Annotated in this window: 13 protein-coding genes; all 13 read left to right on the top strand. The window is 39.5% G+C overall.

Annotation, left to right across the window (positions count from 1 at the left end; all coding sequences use genetic code 11):
* The first annotated feature begins 10 nt into the window (after positions 1 to 10).
* Positions 11 to 1,162 (top strand): acyl-CoA dehydrogenase family protein, encoded by a 1,152-nt coding sequence (locus tag HUG15_RS20680; protein ID WP_200129084.1) that lies wholly within the window; start codon positions 11 to 13, stop codon positions 1,160 to 1,162.
* Between the two features lie 12 nt (positions 1,163 to 1,174).
* Entirely contained in the window at positions 1,175 to 2,362 is a 1,188-nt protein-coding gene (locus HUG15_RS20675) for a thiolase family protein (RefSeq protein WP_200125402.1), read from the top strand.
* Between the two features lie 91 nt (positions 2,363 to 2,453).
* On the top strand, positions 2,454 to 3,440 hold the full coding sequence (locus HUG15_RS20670; protein WP_246516420.1) for an NAD(P)-dependent oxidoreductase: 987 nt from the start codon (positions 2,454 to 2,456) through the stop codon (positions 3,438 to 3,440).
* A gap of 692 nt (positions 3,441 to 4,132) precedes the next feature.
* Positions 4,133 to 4,894, top strand: coding sequence for an IclR family transcriptional regulator (locus HUG15_RS20665; protein WP_200125401.1), 762 nt, complete (start codon positions 4,133 to 4,135; stop codon positions 4,892 to 4,894).
* A gap of 307 nt (positions 4,895 to 5,201) precedes the next feature.
* Entirely contained in the window at positions 5,202 to 5,537 is a 336-nt protein-coding gene (locus tag HUG15_RS20660) for a hypothetical protein (protein ID WP_200125399.1), read from the top strand.
* A 957-nt stretch (positions 5,538 to 6,494) separates the two neighbouring features.
* Positions 6,495 to 7,223, top strand: coding sequence for an IclR family transcriptional regulator (locus tag HUG15_RS20655; protein WP_200125397.1), 729 nt, complete (start codon positions 6,495 to 6,497; stop codon positions 7,221 to 7,223).
* A 16-nt stretch (positions 7,224 to 7,239) separates the two neighbouring features.
* The gene (locus HUG15_RS20650; RefSeq protein WP_200129082.1) at positions 7,240 to 8,397 is read left to right on the top strand and encodes an LL-diaminopimelate aminotransferase; all 1,158 of its coding nucleotides are present in this window, start codon (positions 7,240 to 7,242) and stop codon (positions 8,395 to 8,397) included.
* A gap of 185 nt (positions 8,398 to 8,582) precedes the next feature.
* Complete coding sequence (locus tag HUG15_RS20645; protein WP_200129081.1) at positions 8,583 to 10,709, top strand: hydantoinase/oxoprolinase family protein; 2,127 nt, start codon at positions 8,583 to 8,585, stop codon at positions 10,707 to 10,709.
* Positions 10,672 to 12,330, top strand: coding sequence for a hydantoinase B/oxoprolinase family protein (locus HUG15_RS20640; protein WP_211202295.1), 1,659 nt, complete (start codon positions 10,672 to 10,674; stop codon positions 12,328 to 12,330). The genes HUG15_RS20645 and HUG15_RS20640 overlap by 38 nt, the downstream gene beginning before the upstream one ends.
* An 81-nt stretch (positions 12,331 to 12,411) precedes the next feature.
* Positions 12,412 to 13,578, top strand: a complete 1,167-nt coding sequence (locus HUG15_RS20635) for an NAD(P)/FAD-dependent oxidoreductase (RefSeq protein ID WP_200125393.1) — start codon at positions 12,412 to 12,414, stop codon at positions 13,576 to 13,578.
* 69 nt (positions 13,579 to 13,647) lie between these two features.
* Positions 13,648 to 14,433 (top strand): SDR family NAD(P)-dependent oxidoreductase, encoded by a 786-nt coding sequence (locus tag HUG15_RS20630; RefSeq protein ID WP_200129080.1) that lies wholly within the window; start codon positions 13,648 to 13,650, stop codon positions 14,431 to 14,433.
* A 120-nt stretch (positions 14,434 to 14,553) separates the two neighbouring features.
* Positions 14,554 to 15,348 (top strand): aspartate/glutamate racemase family protein, encoded by a 795-nt coding sequence (locus HUG15_RS20625; protein WP_200125391.1) that lies wholly within the window; start codon positions 14,554 to 14,556, stop codon positions 15,346 to 15,348.
* Positions 15,349 to 15,672: 324 nt separating this feature from the next.
* Complete coding sequence (locus tag HUG15_RS20620) at positions 15,673 to 16,743, top strand: YkvI family membrane protein (protein ID WP_200125389.1); 1,071 nt, start codon at positions 15,673 to 15,675, stop codon at positions 16,741 to 16,743.
* Positions 16,744 to 17,256: the final 513 nt, after the last annotated feature.

The raw sequence follows: 17,256 nt of genomic DNA, 5'->3' as shown, positions 1-17,256 counted from the left end.
GTCAGTCAATATGGATTTTAATTTTTCTGAGGATATTGAAGTTCTAAGGCAGAACGTAAGAAAATTTGTGAAGGAAGAAGTAGAGGCAGTCGCCATGGATATCGAAGATAATAATGAAATTCCGGAGAAAATCGTGGAGCAGTCGAAGGAAATGGGACTCTTCAGCTTAGGAATTCCGGAAGAGTATGGTGGACTTGGCATGGATATGGTAGGTAAGTGTGCGATTTATGAAGAACTCGGGAAAACACATAATGGTTTTACGACCCTGATCGGTGCGCATACAGGGATTGGTTCTGTTGGTATCGTGGAGCTTGGAAATGAACAGCAAAAAGAAAAATACCTACCTAAAATGGCTTCCGGTGAATGGATCGGGTCCTTTGCTCTTACCGAGCCAAGTGCTGGCTCCAATGCTGCCAACATGAAAACAACAGCAGTGAAAAAAGGCGATAAATACATCATTAACGGTTCGAAACACTATATCACCAACGCAGTGGATGGGCATGTTTTTACGGTAATGGCAGTAACCGATCCTTCCAAGGGATCAAAAGGGATTACATCCTTTATAGTAGAAAAAGATTTTCCAGGATTTATCGTCGGAAACGTGGAAGACAAAATGGGACTTCGCGGTTCGCATTCGGCAGAGCTTTTCTTTGAAGATATGGAAGTTCCAGCAGAAAATGTTCTTGGAGAAGAAGGTCAAGGTTATATAAACGCACTGAAAATTCTTGCTAACGGACGTGCGGGACTTGCTGCAAGAAACCTCGGCTCCAGCAAACGTCTGCTTGAGCATTGCCTGGAATATGCTGCAGAACGTGAACAGTTCGGCAATCCAATCATCGATTTGCAAGCCATTCAGCATATGCTAGCTGAAATCAGCAAAGAAATCGCAGCACTGGAAGCTTTAACCTATAAGGTTGCGTGGATGAGTGATCAGAAACAGCGTGTAGTAAAAGATGCAGCGATTGCTAAATTATACGGATCCGAAGTATACAACAAAGTTGCAGACCTTGCTGTACAAATTCACGGCGGTATCGGTTACATGAGGGATTATCCGATAGAACGCTATTTCCGTGATGCCCGTATTACGAAAATTTATGAAGGGACCTCTGAAATTCAGAAAAATATCATCAGTAATGAATTAAAGCGCGAAATCAAAAAATAGGAGTGTTATTTCATGAATGATTCATATATTGTTGGCTCAGTAAGAACGGCTGTCGGAAAAATGGGTGGCACATTGAAAGATGTAACAGTGGATTATCTTGCTGAAAAAGTAATCCGTGAACTGATGGAACGAAATGGTTCTGACATTTGTGTTGATGAAGTTATCCTCGGTCAGGCGAAGCAGAGTGCTGATACTTCCAACCTTGCACGCCTGGCTGCATTGCGCGCCGACCTGCCGATCGATGTGAGCGGATATACCGTGCACCGTCAATGCGGTTCTGGCTTGCAAGCAATTAACAATGCCGACATGCAGATCAGACTAGCTTTATCCGATGTTGTCATTGCAGGGGGAGCAGAAAGCATGAGTACCGCTCCCTATTATTTACGAAATGCTCGTTTTGGCTATCGAGCAGGCAATGGGGTATTGCTAGATCCAAATACGGAGAGTCAACCATGCTCTCAACCACAGGAGAAATACGGGGATCTTACGATGGGACTAACAGCGGAAAACTTGGCAGACCAATACAGTATTTCCCGGGAAGAACAGGATGAATTTGCACACCGTAGTCAGTCACTAGCAGATGAGGCGATTAAATCCGGACGTTTTAAAAAAGAGATTGTACCCTATGAAGTTAAGGAGCGCAAAAAAACAATAACATTTGATACAGATGAGCATCCTTTCCTTACTTCACCGGAAAAACTGGCAAAGCTCCCGGCAGTGTTTAAGGAAAATGGAACTGTAACACCAGGTAGCTCTAGTGGGAGAAATGATGCTGCATCTGTGGTCCTCATGATGAACAAGGAAAAAATGAATGAATACGGACTGAAGCCGAAAGCCAAAATTCTCGCCCAGGCAACTAGTGGTGTCTCTCCGGATATTATGGGGATCGGACCGGTGGAATCTACGTATAAAACATTAAAACAGGCAGGTTTATCCATGAATGACCTCGGGCTAATTGAACTGAATGAAGCGTTTGCTGCACAATCCCTGGCTGTCATTAGAGAGGCCAAAATGGATATAGAGAAAGTAAATGTCAATGGAGGCGCAATTGCATTAGGTCACCCAATAGGGGCAACAGGGGCAGTGCTGATGACAAAGCTTCTGCACGAAATGGAACGAAGAGGAGAAAAGTACGGTCTGGTTACACTTTGTATTGGTGGAGGTCAGGGAATTTCAACGATTGTTGAATACCTTGATTAATTCTCAATATAAATGCAGATGGTGATTCAACTAAGGTCACCATCTTTCCTTATAACAGGCACTAGATGAAAAATACGGAGGTGCGATTTTTTTGGAATCCATACATATTCTACAAATTCTTCCTATGTATCATGAAAACGGAGAGCAGGTCTTAAGAGAGAATGCTAGAATAACAAAATTTGATACGTTTGATGAATACGAAATTATTACATTTCTAAATAACAATAAAGTGGACGGAATTACTCTTCGTGCACCGGCAAGAATTACTCCGGCGATTCTGGATGCATGTGATGGAGTGAAAGCTATTTCTGGAGCTGGGGTTGGGCTTGATAATATTGATGTCGAATATGCAACGGAAAAAGGGATCCCAATACTTCACGCACCGAAAATAAATACGGTTGCTACAGCAGAACACGCCGTTAGCTTAATTCTTGCTGTTATGAAAAATATTGTAAAGTTTAATAAGGAAATGGAAAAGGGAAATTACTTCTATCGTGATGAGCAATATACACAAGAACTTAAAGGCAAAAAACTTGGACTTGTTGGTTTTGGATCCATATCTCAAGAAGTAGCCAAAATTATGAAAAATGGTTTTGGAATGGAGGTTCTTGCCTATGTGCGGAGAATTCCGGAAGAAAGAAGAGAAACAGCTGAAAAAAATGGTGTGGAACTTACCATGAACATGAATGAAGTTTTTCGGAAATGTGATGTGATCAGTCTTCATATCCCATTGAACGAAAAAACAGATGGTATTATTAATGAAACTTATTTTAATATGATGAAACCCGAAGCAGTACTTATTAATACAGCTAGGGGAGGTATTGTTAATGAAGAAGACTTGGTAATCGCTCTTGAAAAAAATCAATTTCATGCAGCCGGATCAGATGTGTTCCGAAAAGAACCAGCTCCTCCACATCATCCATATCTTAACGTGGAAAAAATCACGAAAACACCTCATATTGGAGGGATCAGTTTGGAAGCAGCACAACAAATGAGTGTAACGGTAGCAAAAAATCTTTTGAAAGCCATTGATGGAGAAAAATTACCGACGATGGTGAACCGGGAACAGCTCCCTTAATTGAAAAAGAGGTTCAATACCAAGATCTATGTTTGAGCTTTTTACGCTGTACCAGTTTTTTCACTATGAGCGTAAAAAAAGATACAAAGTTATATCTATTTTTTGTTTAAAACCAATAAAATGCCTCTCCACTAGCCATATTCTTAAATCATTCGGTTTTGTACGCTAAAATTGGACACATACGTGTCTCGTTATCCACAAAACTCTTTGTAACATTCGACTTTCCACATGTGAATGGGTTCAGGAAACAAGGTTTCGCATTTTTTCCGGGCGTCTTTCAGTGCAAACGCCAAGAGCAACAAGTAGATGTGGTAAACACCCATGGGTAAATGGCGAACACAACGCTTATAAGGCATTCCGTTTCGTTTCATTTCATATGTTCGGAAAGGTAGACCGAACAAGATTGTATATTTTTGGTAGGTGCTACCTCATAAATTAAAGTTTTTTTCGGCATCTAGATGGCTTTGGATAATTTCGGCATCTGGCAGTTCGAATAATTGCTTGATACAATGATTGTGTCCCTGGACATCCTGCTATGATTTTTGGTTGCACATTTATCATAGCAAGGGTGAGGGGTGCTTTCATTTATTGGTCTTATTACCATATCCGTATTTGTTTTTCAGTCATAGATTTTAGTGAAGACCAGAAAAAGAATGTACGCAAGTTATTATTTGTAACCGAGGTGATTAATCTTGAGTAAAAGTTTTGTGAAAGCAATTGAAATATTAGATTGTTTTATCACAAACCCGGAAATGACTATCAATGAATTAGCTGAAACAGCCAATATGCCGAAAACTACCGTCTTTCGTCTCGCCTCTTCTTTGGAAGAAGCGGGGCTGTTGGTAAAAAAGAGAAAATCTAGTCATGAAGTTACGTACCGGATGGGATTGAAATTACTAATCTATGGAAAACATGTTAGTCAGCATATGGAATATAATAAAATCGCCCTTCCCCATATGAAAAGATTAAATAAAGAAATTGACGAACTGGTACACGTAACGATTATAGAAGGCAATGAGGCAGTCTATGTTGAAACAGTTGACAGCTCCAAACCGGTTCGTCTGGTTGTAAAAATTGGTGCGAGAGCTCCGTTATATGCAGGTTCAGCTCCGAAACTATTATTATCCGGTTTGAGCAATGATGAAGTGGATGAATACCTGAAGAATGTAGAGTTGAAAAAGCTGACAAAGAATACCTTGGATAACAGTGAAAGAATAAAAGAAGAAATAGAGAAAATAAGAGAAAACGGATACTCAATCAGCTACTCAGAAAATTTTAAAGATACCGTTGGATTTTCTTATCCTATATACGACCATGAGGGGAATATGGTTGCGGCAATAGGGGTAAGTATTCCTGATATTGATCATACGAAGGAACGGGAGGATTTTTTATTAGTCAGCTTGGAAAAGACAGTGAAGAAAATCTGGGAGGAGACTGGGTATATTCAGACGTAGTTTTATACTGCGAATTCTTTAAAGTACTGTCTTTCTGCGTTTGGGAATTCTATTTTATTACTCACTCTCTTAACGACTCTTGATTAATATCAACACAGTTTTATAGAAGAATAGAAATAATTAAGGATAAGGGATAATACGAATATATAGTACAAAAGCGAAAGATATTGCTAAACAACGCATTAATGAATTAAGTTGGGAGCAAGAAGGAATATTAACAATCATCGCTGTAGTACAAATCAGAGAATTTTATGGCATATATACGTATTGTAGAAATAGTTACATTACTATAATGGAGGTTTATATGATGAATTGCTATTTTAATCATGACAAGAGTGGGGAAGCGCAATCTGACGAACCTCTAGGTAAAATCATTAATGCATTATTAGAAGGTATGGATGTAATTGTAAACGATATTTATGGAGGGTTTAGCGAACAATTACTAGAATTAACAAGAGATGAGTTGTTAATTTTAGAACAAGAAAATTTAATTCAAACAGATGAGTATTTAAATGCTCTTAGTAAAATTCATATAAGTAATGAACCGTCGTTTAGAACATGTAAATCTAACAATGCTCTTGTTCTGACTCTGAATTTTAGTTGGAAGGTTGAGCAACTGATAAATGAAAATTTAACTTCATAGTAATGCTATTAATGTTAAAGTGTAATATTCGATGAAGTAGGTCAGAGACCCTTTTCCCATAGGCAAAGAAATAGATGATGATAACAACGATCAGGGAACATCGAGAACGTTGATGGGGTGAGGAGACAGCTTTTCATCCAAGAAAGATACTCAAAAGCCTTCCCATAAAGGGAAGCTGCTCCTTAGCACCACTTGTGCGCCAGTGGATATCATTTCCCCTATCGTCTGCAATTGTTGAATGAGACTCGCAATCATGCCTACACTAGCCATGGTAATAGGAACAACAGAAGCCATGGACGGAAAAGTTATCATTCGGTGGCAAAGTAAAAGAACCCGAGGGGGAAAAACTTCGTCAAGCGTTTCGGCAACAGTTGAACTTCGAGACATAACATAATCTATACAATGAGGCTGCCTACGTTAAACGTGGGACAATATCGATACCTTATCGTCACCCGAAGCACCGAAAGATAAAGGTCATGGCAAGCCAGGTGTAGCAACAACACATTGAGCAACAAGGGGGTGACGGAAAGCCCACGTGAGGGAAAAATGCGGCGAGGCAAGCGAACGATGTGTTTGGTCTCTATTTGTGCGCGTCGAGGGCAAGTGAAATGGTGATCGTCCCCAGAGCTGGCTATGAATCTCTCGAAAACTCTACGAAATTTTTTGGAGGGGCAGGAACACCCAATCCTATTTTTTAGTCACTAGACGTTCCCCGTTATTCATTTGAAATAAGATAGGGATTATTTAGTAACCCCTATATATAGAGGCATATCTGTTTGGACCATTCGACATGAAAAAATGAAAATATAAAAAAGGTAGAGATGAATCGAGTAGAGGCTAAATAAAATATTTATATAAAAACTTTTCAATATTGGTTGACACTACTAATATAGTGCATTAAAATTTAAGGAGATAATTTGAAATGGTGTTTCAATAAATGAAATAGAGGGTAACTAAATGAATCAAAGTGTTGTGAAAGCATTAAAACTACTTGATTTTTTCACTGATCAACATAGGGAATTGAGTTTAAGTGAAATCACTAATCGCGCAAATATGGCAAAGCCAACAGTATATAGGTTACTAGCATCTTTGGAGGAGTGCGGATTTTTAAGAAAGGTGAAAAACTCGGATCAAGATATCCGATACAGTCTGGGTCTAAAGTTGCTGGAACTCGGGCATATGGTATCTGAACAATTGGAGTTAAGAAATGTGGCGTTACCTCATATGAGAGAATTGTGCCAAGCCATTAATGAAATAGTTCACCTTGTCATCGTAGACGGTGAACAGGCGACGTACATTGAAAAGGTGGAGAGCCACCAAGCATTGCGTCTATATACGAGAGTAGGGAAAAGTTCTCCGCTTTATATTGGATCCGGGCCCAAATTGCTGTTTGCTCACATGTCAAAAGACAAGCAAGACAAAATGCTCGAAAAATTGGAAACGGAAGATCTTCGAAAAAATTTAAAGATGATCTATGAGCAAGGGTTTTCTATCAGTCAAGGGGAACAAGACTTAGACACAACGGGCATTTCTTTTCCTATAAGAGATTATTCTGGGGAGGTGGTCGCTGCAATAACGGTGAGTGGCCCTACAACTCGATTTCAGGAGGATAGAGAGTGGTTTATAAAGGAAGAGACAAAAAAAACGGCAGATGAAATCTCTGAAAATCTGGGCTTTAAAAAATAAGGAAGGTTGTATAAAAATGTCTCTCATATCCAACAGGGTAGCGGATATACCCCCATACGTTTTTTCTAACATCAATCAAAGAAAAGATGCGCTAAAAAGATCCGGAATAGATATCATCAACTTAGGCATGGGGGATCCCGACCTTCCAACACCAAAATCGATTACTGATAAACTTATTGATGAACTTAATAACCCGGATAATTTTAAATATTCTTCTTTTAGTGGCTGTACTGAATTCAAAGAAGCAGTAGCTTCTTTTTATAAAAAGAAATATAATGTGGATCTAAATCCTGAAACTGAAGTGCTTGCCCTCATTGGATCGAAGGAAGGGATTGCTCATCTTCCTTTTGCAGTCATTGATGAGAACGATTATGTTTTGACTCCAGATCCATGCTATGGTGTTTATCGAAGGGCTACGTATTTCGCTGGTGGTAAAAATTACGACATGCCACTGACAAAAGACAACCATTTTCATCCGGATCTTTCGGCGATTCCAGAAGAAATTAAACAAAAAGCGACACTCATGTATCTTAATTATCCAGGGAATCCGACAGCTGCCACGGTGGATATTTCTTTTTTTAATCAAGTGATTGATTTTGCGAAAGTAAACAATATTTCTATAGCTCATGATTTTGCTTATAATATGATTACTTTTGACGGGCCGGCACCGAGTATCCTTCAAGCTGCAAACGCGAAAAGTATAGCTGTAGAATTCGGATCTTTGTCTAAAAGTTACAACATGACTGGGTGGCGTATAGGATATGTGGTTGGTAATCCGGAAATCATCAGGGCATTGTCTGTTGTGAAAAGTAACATGGATACAAGCCAGTTTATCCCTATTCAAAAAGCAGCAGCCTTTGCATTGACTGGTGATCAAATGGGCGTCCAAAACAATGTTGAGATTTATCGAAAGCGTAGCCGAGTGATGGTTGAGGGACTGAATGCTATCGGTATAGAAGTGGAACCGCCAAAGGGGAGTTTTTACATCTGGGCGCCTGTACCGGAAGGGTATACTTCAGGGGAATTTGCTGATCTTATGCTTGAAAAAGCTGGTGTTGTCGTAACACCTGGATCAGCTTTTGGAACAGCAGGTGAAGGTTATTTCCGTATATCGTTGACTGTTTCAACGGAACGGCTACAAGAAGCTGTGAAACGTATACAAAATTATATTTAAGGAAATGAAAGCGATAACATCTATCGTGTGGGGCACGAAGAAACGGTGCCTGCTTTACCTAAGATCAATCTATTAAGGGGAGCCTGCCATCATTAAAGTGGCCATTGACCCGTGACAAGCTACCTTTGATAATTGAAGAATTAAGAGGAGAATATTTTATACTTAAGCGTAGTGGAGGGAAGAATATGTCAACTATTCGTGTTGGGGTTGATATTGGTGGAACTTTTACAGATATAGTCATTCTTGATGAGATGGGGAATAGATATTTCGGGAAAACGTTAACGACATATCCAGATCCATCCGCCGGTTTCATAAAAGGACTGGATGAGAATCTAAAAAAGTATGGTTTCTCCTATAGCGACATCACAACGATCATACACGGAACAACTCTAGTTGTTAATGCTTTGATTGAACGAAAGGGTGTAAAAACTGCACTTATTACAACGGAGGGTTTTCGTGATCAGATCGAAATAGGAAATGAAAATCGTTATGACTTATATGATCTTTTTATAGAGAATCCAACCCCCCTGGTGCCGAGAAGCATGAGATTTCCTGTTAGGGAAAGAACCCTGGCTGATGGATCAGTATTAACATTTTTAGACGAAACTGAAGTAAAGGAAATATTTAAAAAAGCAGATGCCCAAGGCGTTGAAGCTGTCGCCGTATGTTTGCTGCATAGCTACAAAAATGATACTCATGAAAAAAGAATTTATGAAATTGCCCAGGAGGTTACCCCTCATATTAGGGTTTCCTTATCTTCAGAAGTATCGCCTGAGATCCGAGAGTATCAACGTGCTTCCACAACAATTGCCAATGTTTATGTACAGCCGCTAGTTGAACGATACCTCACCAAACTGGAAAACGATCTTATTGATCAAGGGTTTATTGGTCAGTTTCATATGATGCTATCAGGCGGTGGCACCTGTACGGTTGATACGGCTTGTCGTTTCCCCATTCGCATTTTAGAGTCAGGGCCTGTAGGCGGTTCGATAGCTGGTGCATTTTACAGCAAATTATGTGACCTTAACAACCTGCATGTCTTTGATATGGGTGGGACAACAGCCAAGGCAAGTTTAATCGATAATGGGGAGCCATTAATTACCAACGAATTCGAGGTGGGGCGAGAACATCGCTTTATGAAAGGAAGCGGCATACCTGTCAAAGTACCGGTTGTTGATATGATTGAAATTGGTGCCGGAGGCGGTAGCATTGCCCATATTGATAGAATGGATCTTTTAAAAGTGGGACCAGAAAGTGCGAGTTCTGAACCAGGTCCAGCGTGTTATGGAAAGGGGGGGACACAACCCACCATTACCGATGCCGATTTAATTCTAGGATACTTGAATCCGAACTATTTTTTAGGTGGAGAAATGCATTTGGATATGGAGGCTGCTTACAAGGCGATTGAAGACAAGGTAGCGAAACCACTTGGGCTTGATACGATAGAAGCAGCTTGGGGCATTCACCGTATTGTTAATGAAAATATGGCGAGTGCAGCACGTATCCACGCCGTTGAAAAAGGCAAGGACATACGAAATTATCCATTATTTGCGACAGGAGGAGCGGGTCCGGTTCATGTATGTAATGTAGCCCATATTCTTGGTGTGTCTGAGGTGATCTCTCCTGTTGGTGCAGGCGTTTGTTCCGCCTTCGGCTTTCTGTCATCGCCGCTTTCGTTTGATTTTGTGCGAAGTTATGCCGGGCGACTTGATCAATTAGATTTTCAAGAAGTAACCCAACTTCTTAGGGACATGGAAAACGAGGGCGGATCCATTCTTAAGCAATCAGGTGTAAAAGATGCTGATATACAAGTGATCCGTACTTGTGAAATGAGATATGCCGGTCAGAATCATGACATTAGTGTGCCTATCCCAAATGGGGAAATAGATCATTCCTCGATACAATCGATACACGAAAATTTTAAGCAGCAATATGAAAAATTATATTCAGAGGCAAGTGAAGGGGTGCCTATTGAAACGGTGAATTGGCGCGTAGTGGTCCAGGGACCACATCCGCAACTTTCCATCAACTCCAGTGATGAGAACAACGGAATGAACCCTCCTGTGAAAAATAAACGTGACGTTTATTTTCAAGAATACGACACATATACAATGACATCTGTGTATGATCGGTCAACATTAAATCCGGGTGTTGAGATCCCTGGACCGGCAATCATCGAAGAGAGAGAATCAACGATGGTAGTAACACCAAGTTATAACGCAACTATTGATCGTTATTTCAACTTAATCTTAAAAGCAAAGGGTGAGAGCGCCTATGATAACCAAGACAGAAAGCAGCAGGAATATGTTTGATCCTGTTCAAGTAGAGGTTATGTGGAATCGACTGATCACGAATTTGGAGGAGCAGGCTAAAACACTGATAAGAACTTCATTTTCAAATATCCTATCAGATGCTGGTGATTTATCTGCAGGGTTATTTGATAGTCATGGAAATATGATTGCTCAAGCTAATACAGGGACACCAGGGCATATTAACACAATGGCTTTAGGGGTAAAGCATTTTCTAGAAGAATTCCCGAGTGAACGCTTAAAACACGGAGATGTTCTCATAGGTAACAACCCATACGAAATTTCAGGTCACCTTCTTGACGTCACCATCGTTACCCCTGCTTTTTACGATGCGAATCTTATTGGTTATTTTGCATCTACGTGTCATGTGACAGACATAGGTGGTCGGGGATATAATCCCGAGGGTGAAAGTATCCATGAAGAAGGCCTCCATATCCCATATATGAAGTATTATCAAGCGGGACAACTGAATGAAAGTTTACAATTGATCATTGAAGCTAATGTTCGGGCACCTTATGAGGTGTTGGGAGATTTACGTGCTCAAGTTGTTGCTCAAGAAGTAGCAATTAGACGTCTGCTTGAAATGTTGGAAGAGTTTGACCTGACAGAGATTGATACTTTAGGTCATGAGATCATTCAACGATCAGAAAAAGCAATGCGCAAAGCCATCACAGGTATTCCTGATGGAACCTATGAAAATGAGATATATACGGATGGAGTATCTGAACCTATAAAAATCAAATGTTCCGTTTCTATTCAAGGGGATGAATTTGCGGTAGACTTTTCAGGATCTTCACCAGCAAGTTCAAAAGGAGTAAATGTAAGCCTTTATTATACGTTAGCTTATGTAACCTACGCTATAAAGGCAGCGATTGCACCGGACATTCCCAATAACGAAGGGAGTTTTCGTCCCGTTCGAGTCGACGCTCCTGAAGGTTGTGTTCTTAACGCCTCATATCCCATGCCGACAGCGGCACGACACATTATTGGGCACTTTGCTCCTGTCTGCGTTCTAGGTGCCTTATATCATGCCATGCCTGATGCGACGATTGCTGAAGGTTCAACCTCCATTTGGAGTGTGCAAGTATATGGGAAAGACTTACAAGACGAGTCTTTTTCCTATGTGACGTTTAGCACTGGAGGAATGGGTGCTCGCCCTACAAAAGATGGCTTATCTGCAACAGGATTTCCTTCCGGTGTTCGCGGAACACCTGTAGAAATCATTGAAAGCAATTCACCGCTCGTGATTTTTCAAAAGGAGCTTCGCCCGGATTCCGGAGGAAGCGGAAAATACCGAGGCGGACTTGGGCAAATCATTCGCTTTGGTGTTCGTACTCATCAACCGTGGCATTTTCCAACGATGTTTGACTGTATGAATTATCCTCCTCGTGGATTAGCCGGCGGTAAGCCCGGAGCAAAAGCAGAGGTATTGTTAAATGATAAAACCTATTTAGGATCCAAACGCCTATACACATTTGATCCAGAAGATGTTGTTACTCTAAAACTTCCAGGTGGAGGTGGCTACGGAAACCCAGAGCAACGCGATCCGGATAAGGTGAAGTTTGATGTTATGAATGGTTACATTTCTAAGGAGATAGCAGAAGCAGTTTATGAGGTTCATTGAGTAAGAATGTTTATTAAATGATATTTTCAATATTTGAAATGGACGTATTTATAAACTTATCATCGAAATGAGGCATAACACATGGAACACACAGCTGACATCATCATTATAGGTGGAGGCGTCATAGCATCAAGCATAGCCTATAATTTATTAAATGATGGTTATGAAGGGGAAATCCTCATCTTTGAGAAGGATCGGACGTATGAATTTTCTTCCACACCTCGAAGTGTAGGAGGAATAAGACAGCTATTTACAACAGATATCAATATCCAAATAAGTCAATTCAGTCATCAGGTGTATAAAAAATTTGCTGAGGCCATGGCAGATAATCATGAGAAGGCTGAAATAGATTTTAAACAAAGAGGTTATTTACTGTTAGGCAAAGAAGCAAATATGCCTTATTTAAATGAGCATTTAGAGGTCCAACATAAGCATGGAGTGCCCTCTGAATTACTAAATAAAGAAGACTTGCTAAAGATCATACCTGAATTAAACACTGATGATCTTGCAGGTGGTCTGTTTTGTGCCAAGGACGGATATTTGGATCCATACTCTGTGATGCAAGGGTACATCAAACAATCTAAGAAATTGGGAGCTCAATATATTTATGAGGAGGTGGATACTATCCTCACTGATCGCCATAACGTTACAGGTGTTCGTCTAAACAATGGTCAAGAATATAAAGCGAGTGTCGTTATAAATTGTGCAGGGCCATGGTCAGGTTATCTTAGTGAAAAAATTGGTTTGCCTTTACCTATTGTTCCTTTGAGAAGACAAGTATTTCAATTTGATTCGGAACAACCGTTAAAGAAAGGACTTCCTTTAACGGTCGATCCTACAGGTGTTTATTTTCGTCATGAAGGAAATCAACTACTCTCGGGCTTTGCAGAAGATACAAAGCCAGGTATTCATTTTAAATGGAAACGCTCATACTTTATTGACCAATTATGGCCAGTTTTAGGAAATCGGGTTAAAAATTTTGAAAAGGCTAAAGTAACTGGCGGTTGGTCCGGGTTGTATACGCATAACACAAAAGATCAGAACGCGATTGTTGGGAAACATCCTCAGCTCGATGGCTATTATTTGGCTTGTGGTTTTAGCGGCCATGGGATGCAACAAGCACCAGCTGTCGGAAAGGGTTTGGCTGAGCTGATTAGCAAGGGAGTCTATGAAACTATTGATTTAAGACCGTTAAGATTTGAGCGATTTAAAGAAAATGATTTAGTGATTGAAAAGGCCATAATTTAAACATTTAGTTGGCAAAAGGAATAAGTAGTTTCGTAAAATATAAGTATCGAAGAAAGGGATGAGAAGATGATGCGATTATGGGAAAAGGTGGCAATCATAACCGGCGGGGGTCAAGGCATTGGTGAGCAAATTGCAAAAACGTTTGGGAGGGAAGGTGCCAAAATTGTTGTAGCTGAGCTTAACGAGGAGACTGGTTCAAAGGTTTCGAGCGAATTAAGGGATTCTGGTATTGAGTCTATCTTTGTAAAGACCGATGTGAGTAATGAGCAAAGTATCATAGATATGGTAGAGTCCGCTAAAAAACAATTTGGCGGTATTGACATTTTGGTAAATAATGCAGCCATTGCGGTGAGAAAATCTGTCGTAGATACAACGCTTGATGACTGGCAAAAGGTCATGAATGTTAATTTAACAGGACCATTTCTAGGTTCAAAATATACAATTCCGGAAATGATCAATCGAAATGGTGGTTCAATCATTAATATAGGTTCCTGGCATGCGGAAAAAACAATTACACGTTTTGCCTCTTATCCCGCCGCTAAGGGAGGTCTACAAGCGTTAACGAGACAAATGGCTTTGGATTACGGAGAGCATAACATAAGAGTTAACGCCGTGTGCCCAAGTATGGTAGACACCCCTCTTGAACGTGGAACATTTGCCACCTTGCCCGACCCGGAAGACGCTTATAACCAAGCCCTGGATTTTCAACCTATGGGCCGAATTGGAACGGTTGAAGATATAGCGAATGCTTGTCTATTCTTTGCTTCAGATGAGTCTGTTTATGTCAGTGGTCAATCTCTAATGGTTGATGGTGCTGCCATAAATAAATTAGCAAGACCGCTAATGTTTGATTAATACGTACGAATACAGAAGTGTTGTAATGTTAAAACAAGAATTAATGTGAAGCGGAATATCAAAGGTTGATGTAATCCCGCTTTGAATACCTAAGTAGATGAATGCAAAGGGGTTAATTATATGGATATCGAAAAATCCCTTCACCAAAGGGAGTATGGATATTTGAACGAAAATACAATCCAGACTGTAATAACTCAAAAAAAAGGGCAATATATATCTGGCTATTCAGTAGGTATACTTTATCTAGACGAAGCTTGGTATCCAGTGTTACCTGGTAATGTAGCTAACTTGAGTACGTATAATTTTCCAGTAAGACTTAAAAAGGTACCTAATTGTACAATTCCCAGGTTACTAAATGGTGATGAGAGTCTTTTGGAAAGTATAATTGCAGTTGCTCAAGAGTTAGAGGCAGAGGGAGCACGGGCAATATCCTCAGCATGTGGTTTTTTTGGGAATTTTCAGGACAAGGTGGCGGATGCTGTTAATATACCAGTGTACTTATCAAGTGTTGTTCAAATTCCATGGATTAAAATAGGATTGAAATCGAGCCAAAAAATTGGTGTATTAACAGCGTATGAAGCAGGAATGAAGGAAAGTTTATTTAAAAGTTGTGGAGTATATGATTCAAGTTCTTATGTTATAGCCGATTTAAGTAATTCACCTGAGTTTTCAGCCATTATAGAGAGTAGAGGATCTTTTGATAACGAAAAAGTGAGGGAAGAAGTGGTTACTTCTGCTATTAATTTAGTAAATGATAATCCAGATATAGCTACTATTCTTTTAGAATGTAGTGATTTACCACCGTATGCAGAGGATATACAAAGATATGTACAGCTCCCTGTTTATGACTTTATAACTTTAATAAATTGGATTCACCATTCTACTAGTCAGAAACCATATCAAGGTTTTATCTAGATCTCTTTACTCAAATGAACAACAAGTCGAAAGGTTAATTCAAGTTAGGGTTGTGAATCAAAAGAAAACATCCTTACTTCGATATACTAGCTGGCGATTATAATTTTAAAGTTTAATACAAAGTTGATCAATGATTTGTTGCTGGCCTTCATTGATTTCCTTGTAAGCTTTTATACAACTTATCGTAACCGTGGATTGATTAACAATCTCGGAAATTTATTAAATAAGTCTAGAAAAAAATAATATTATTGAATACTTGCAAAAGCTGCCCATAATCGTCCAGTCTATTTAAAAGATATCAAAATTTATTTAAAGGGTGTTTATATGAAAAATGTCATTCGGGTGGCAGGTGCTTATGTAGGGATAATAATTGGAGCTGGGTTTGCTTCAGGTCAAGAAATTGTACAGTATTTTGCCAGTTTTGGACTATGGGGAATTATGGGAACCTTAGTTACAACTATCTTCTTTCCGATCTTCGGATATCAATTCATTAAGTTAGGACAAAGACTACAAGTACCTTCTCATAAAAAAACCATTTACTACCTTTGTGGTAAATATTTGGGGCCTGTACTTGATATTGCGCTGACACTTTTTTTATTCGGGTTTGGTGTAGTTATGATCGCGGGAAGCGGATCTCTTTTTGAACAGCAGTTTGCGATCTCGCCGGTCGTCGGTTATGTATTGATGATTGTTCTTGTGGCTTTAACAATGTTTCTGAATACTGCGAATGTAACCTCAGTTATAGGTTATATAACCCCATACATGGTTGCGCTTACACTGATAGTAGTTGTTTATTCTTTATTAATAAGTGATTTTAACTTTAATGAATTAGATATTATTGCTCGTGATCAAATTTCTGCGGGGCCACATTGGTTAGTAAGTTCTGTGAATTATGTTGCACTTTGCTATGCTATTAGTATGGCAATGATGATAGTGATTGGAGCGACGGAAGAAGATAAAAAATCAGCGAGATTGGGTGGGATCGTAGGAGGCATCATCGTTGGGTTAATGGTTGTAATTCTCAACTTGGCATTGTATGCAAACATTGATCAATTACAGGGCACTGATATGCCAACACTAGCTCTTGCTACAGAAATTTCTCCAATCCTTGGTACTTTCATGGCAATTGGCTTCTTGGGAATGATCTTTAATACAGCAGTAGCCATGTTCTACAGTTTTACTGCCCGATTCGTTCAAACGGGGACCCCAAAGTTTAAAGGAGTGGTAGTCGTTGTCCTCCTACTTGCTTTTCCGTTAGGTTTTGTCGGCTTTGTCGATCTCGTGAATACACTTTTCCCTCTAATAGGCTATGTAGGTTTTGTTTTAGTAATTGCCTTGTTTATTTCTATGTTTCGACCAATGAAACAAACATCACCTGTTGATAAACAAATGTAACTGTAAAATTAGATATGACAATACTGTGTAGAGTGAACTTTGTTTATTTGTCAATCTTATTCCATTTTGATGCATTATTTCGGTAAATTTGGAAAATAATGACTTGATGAGACACCTATTTATAAATGCCAAAATGTTATGAACGTTAATTTAGCAAGATCATTTTAGATTCAAAATATATAATCCAAAAATTATATCTGGTGATGGCTCAGTTATTTTGGCCCCTGGGAAAAAAAACGAGTACATGTTTTGCTTCTTATTCTGCTATTAAAGGAGTTGTAAAAGTTTTAGGGCGTTCAGGTAATATGCAGCGCTGGTTACAAAAGTAAGGTCTCAGTTGAAGAAATAACAACGGGCGTGTTTAATGGACTGGTACAGAGGCAGTTACAACAAGCTGTTTATTGGGAACAGCCGAAGGATTTAGGTGCTATCGCTATGGCTTTGCCTTCGGTCAGTTATACGCTTTGGAAAACAAAGTCATTTTTCATTCGAATAATGTTTGATTAAGGAAAA

The organism is Salicibibacter cibarius (assembly GCF_016495725.1).
Lineage (GTDB): Bacteria > Bacillota > Bacilli > Bacillales > Marinococcaceae > Salicibibacter > Salicibibacter cibarius.
This window is presented reverse-complemented; position numbering and strand designations above follow the sequence as displayed.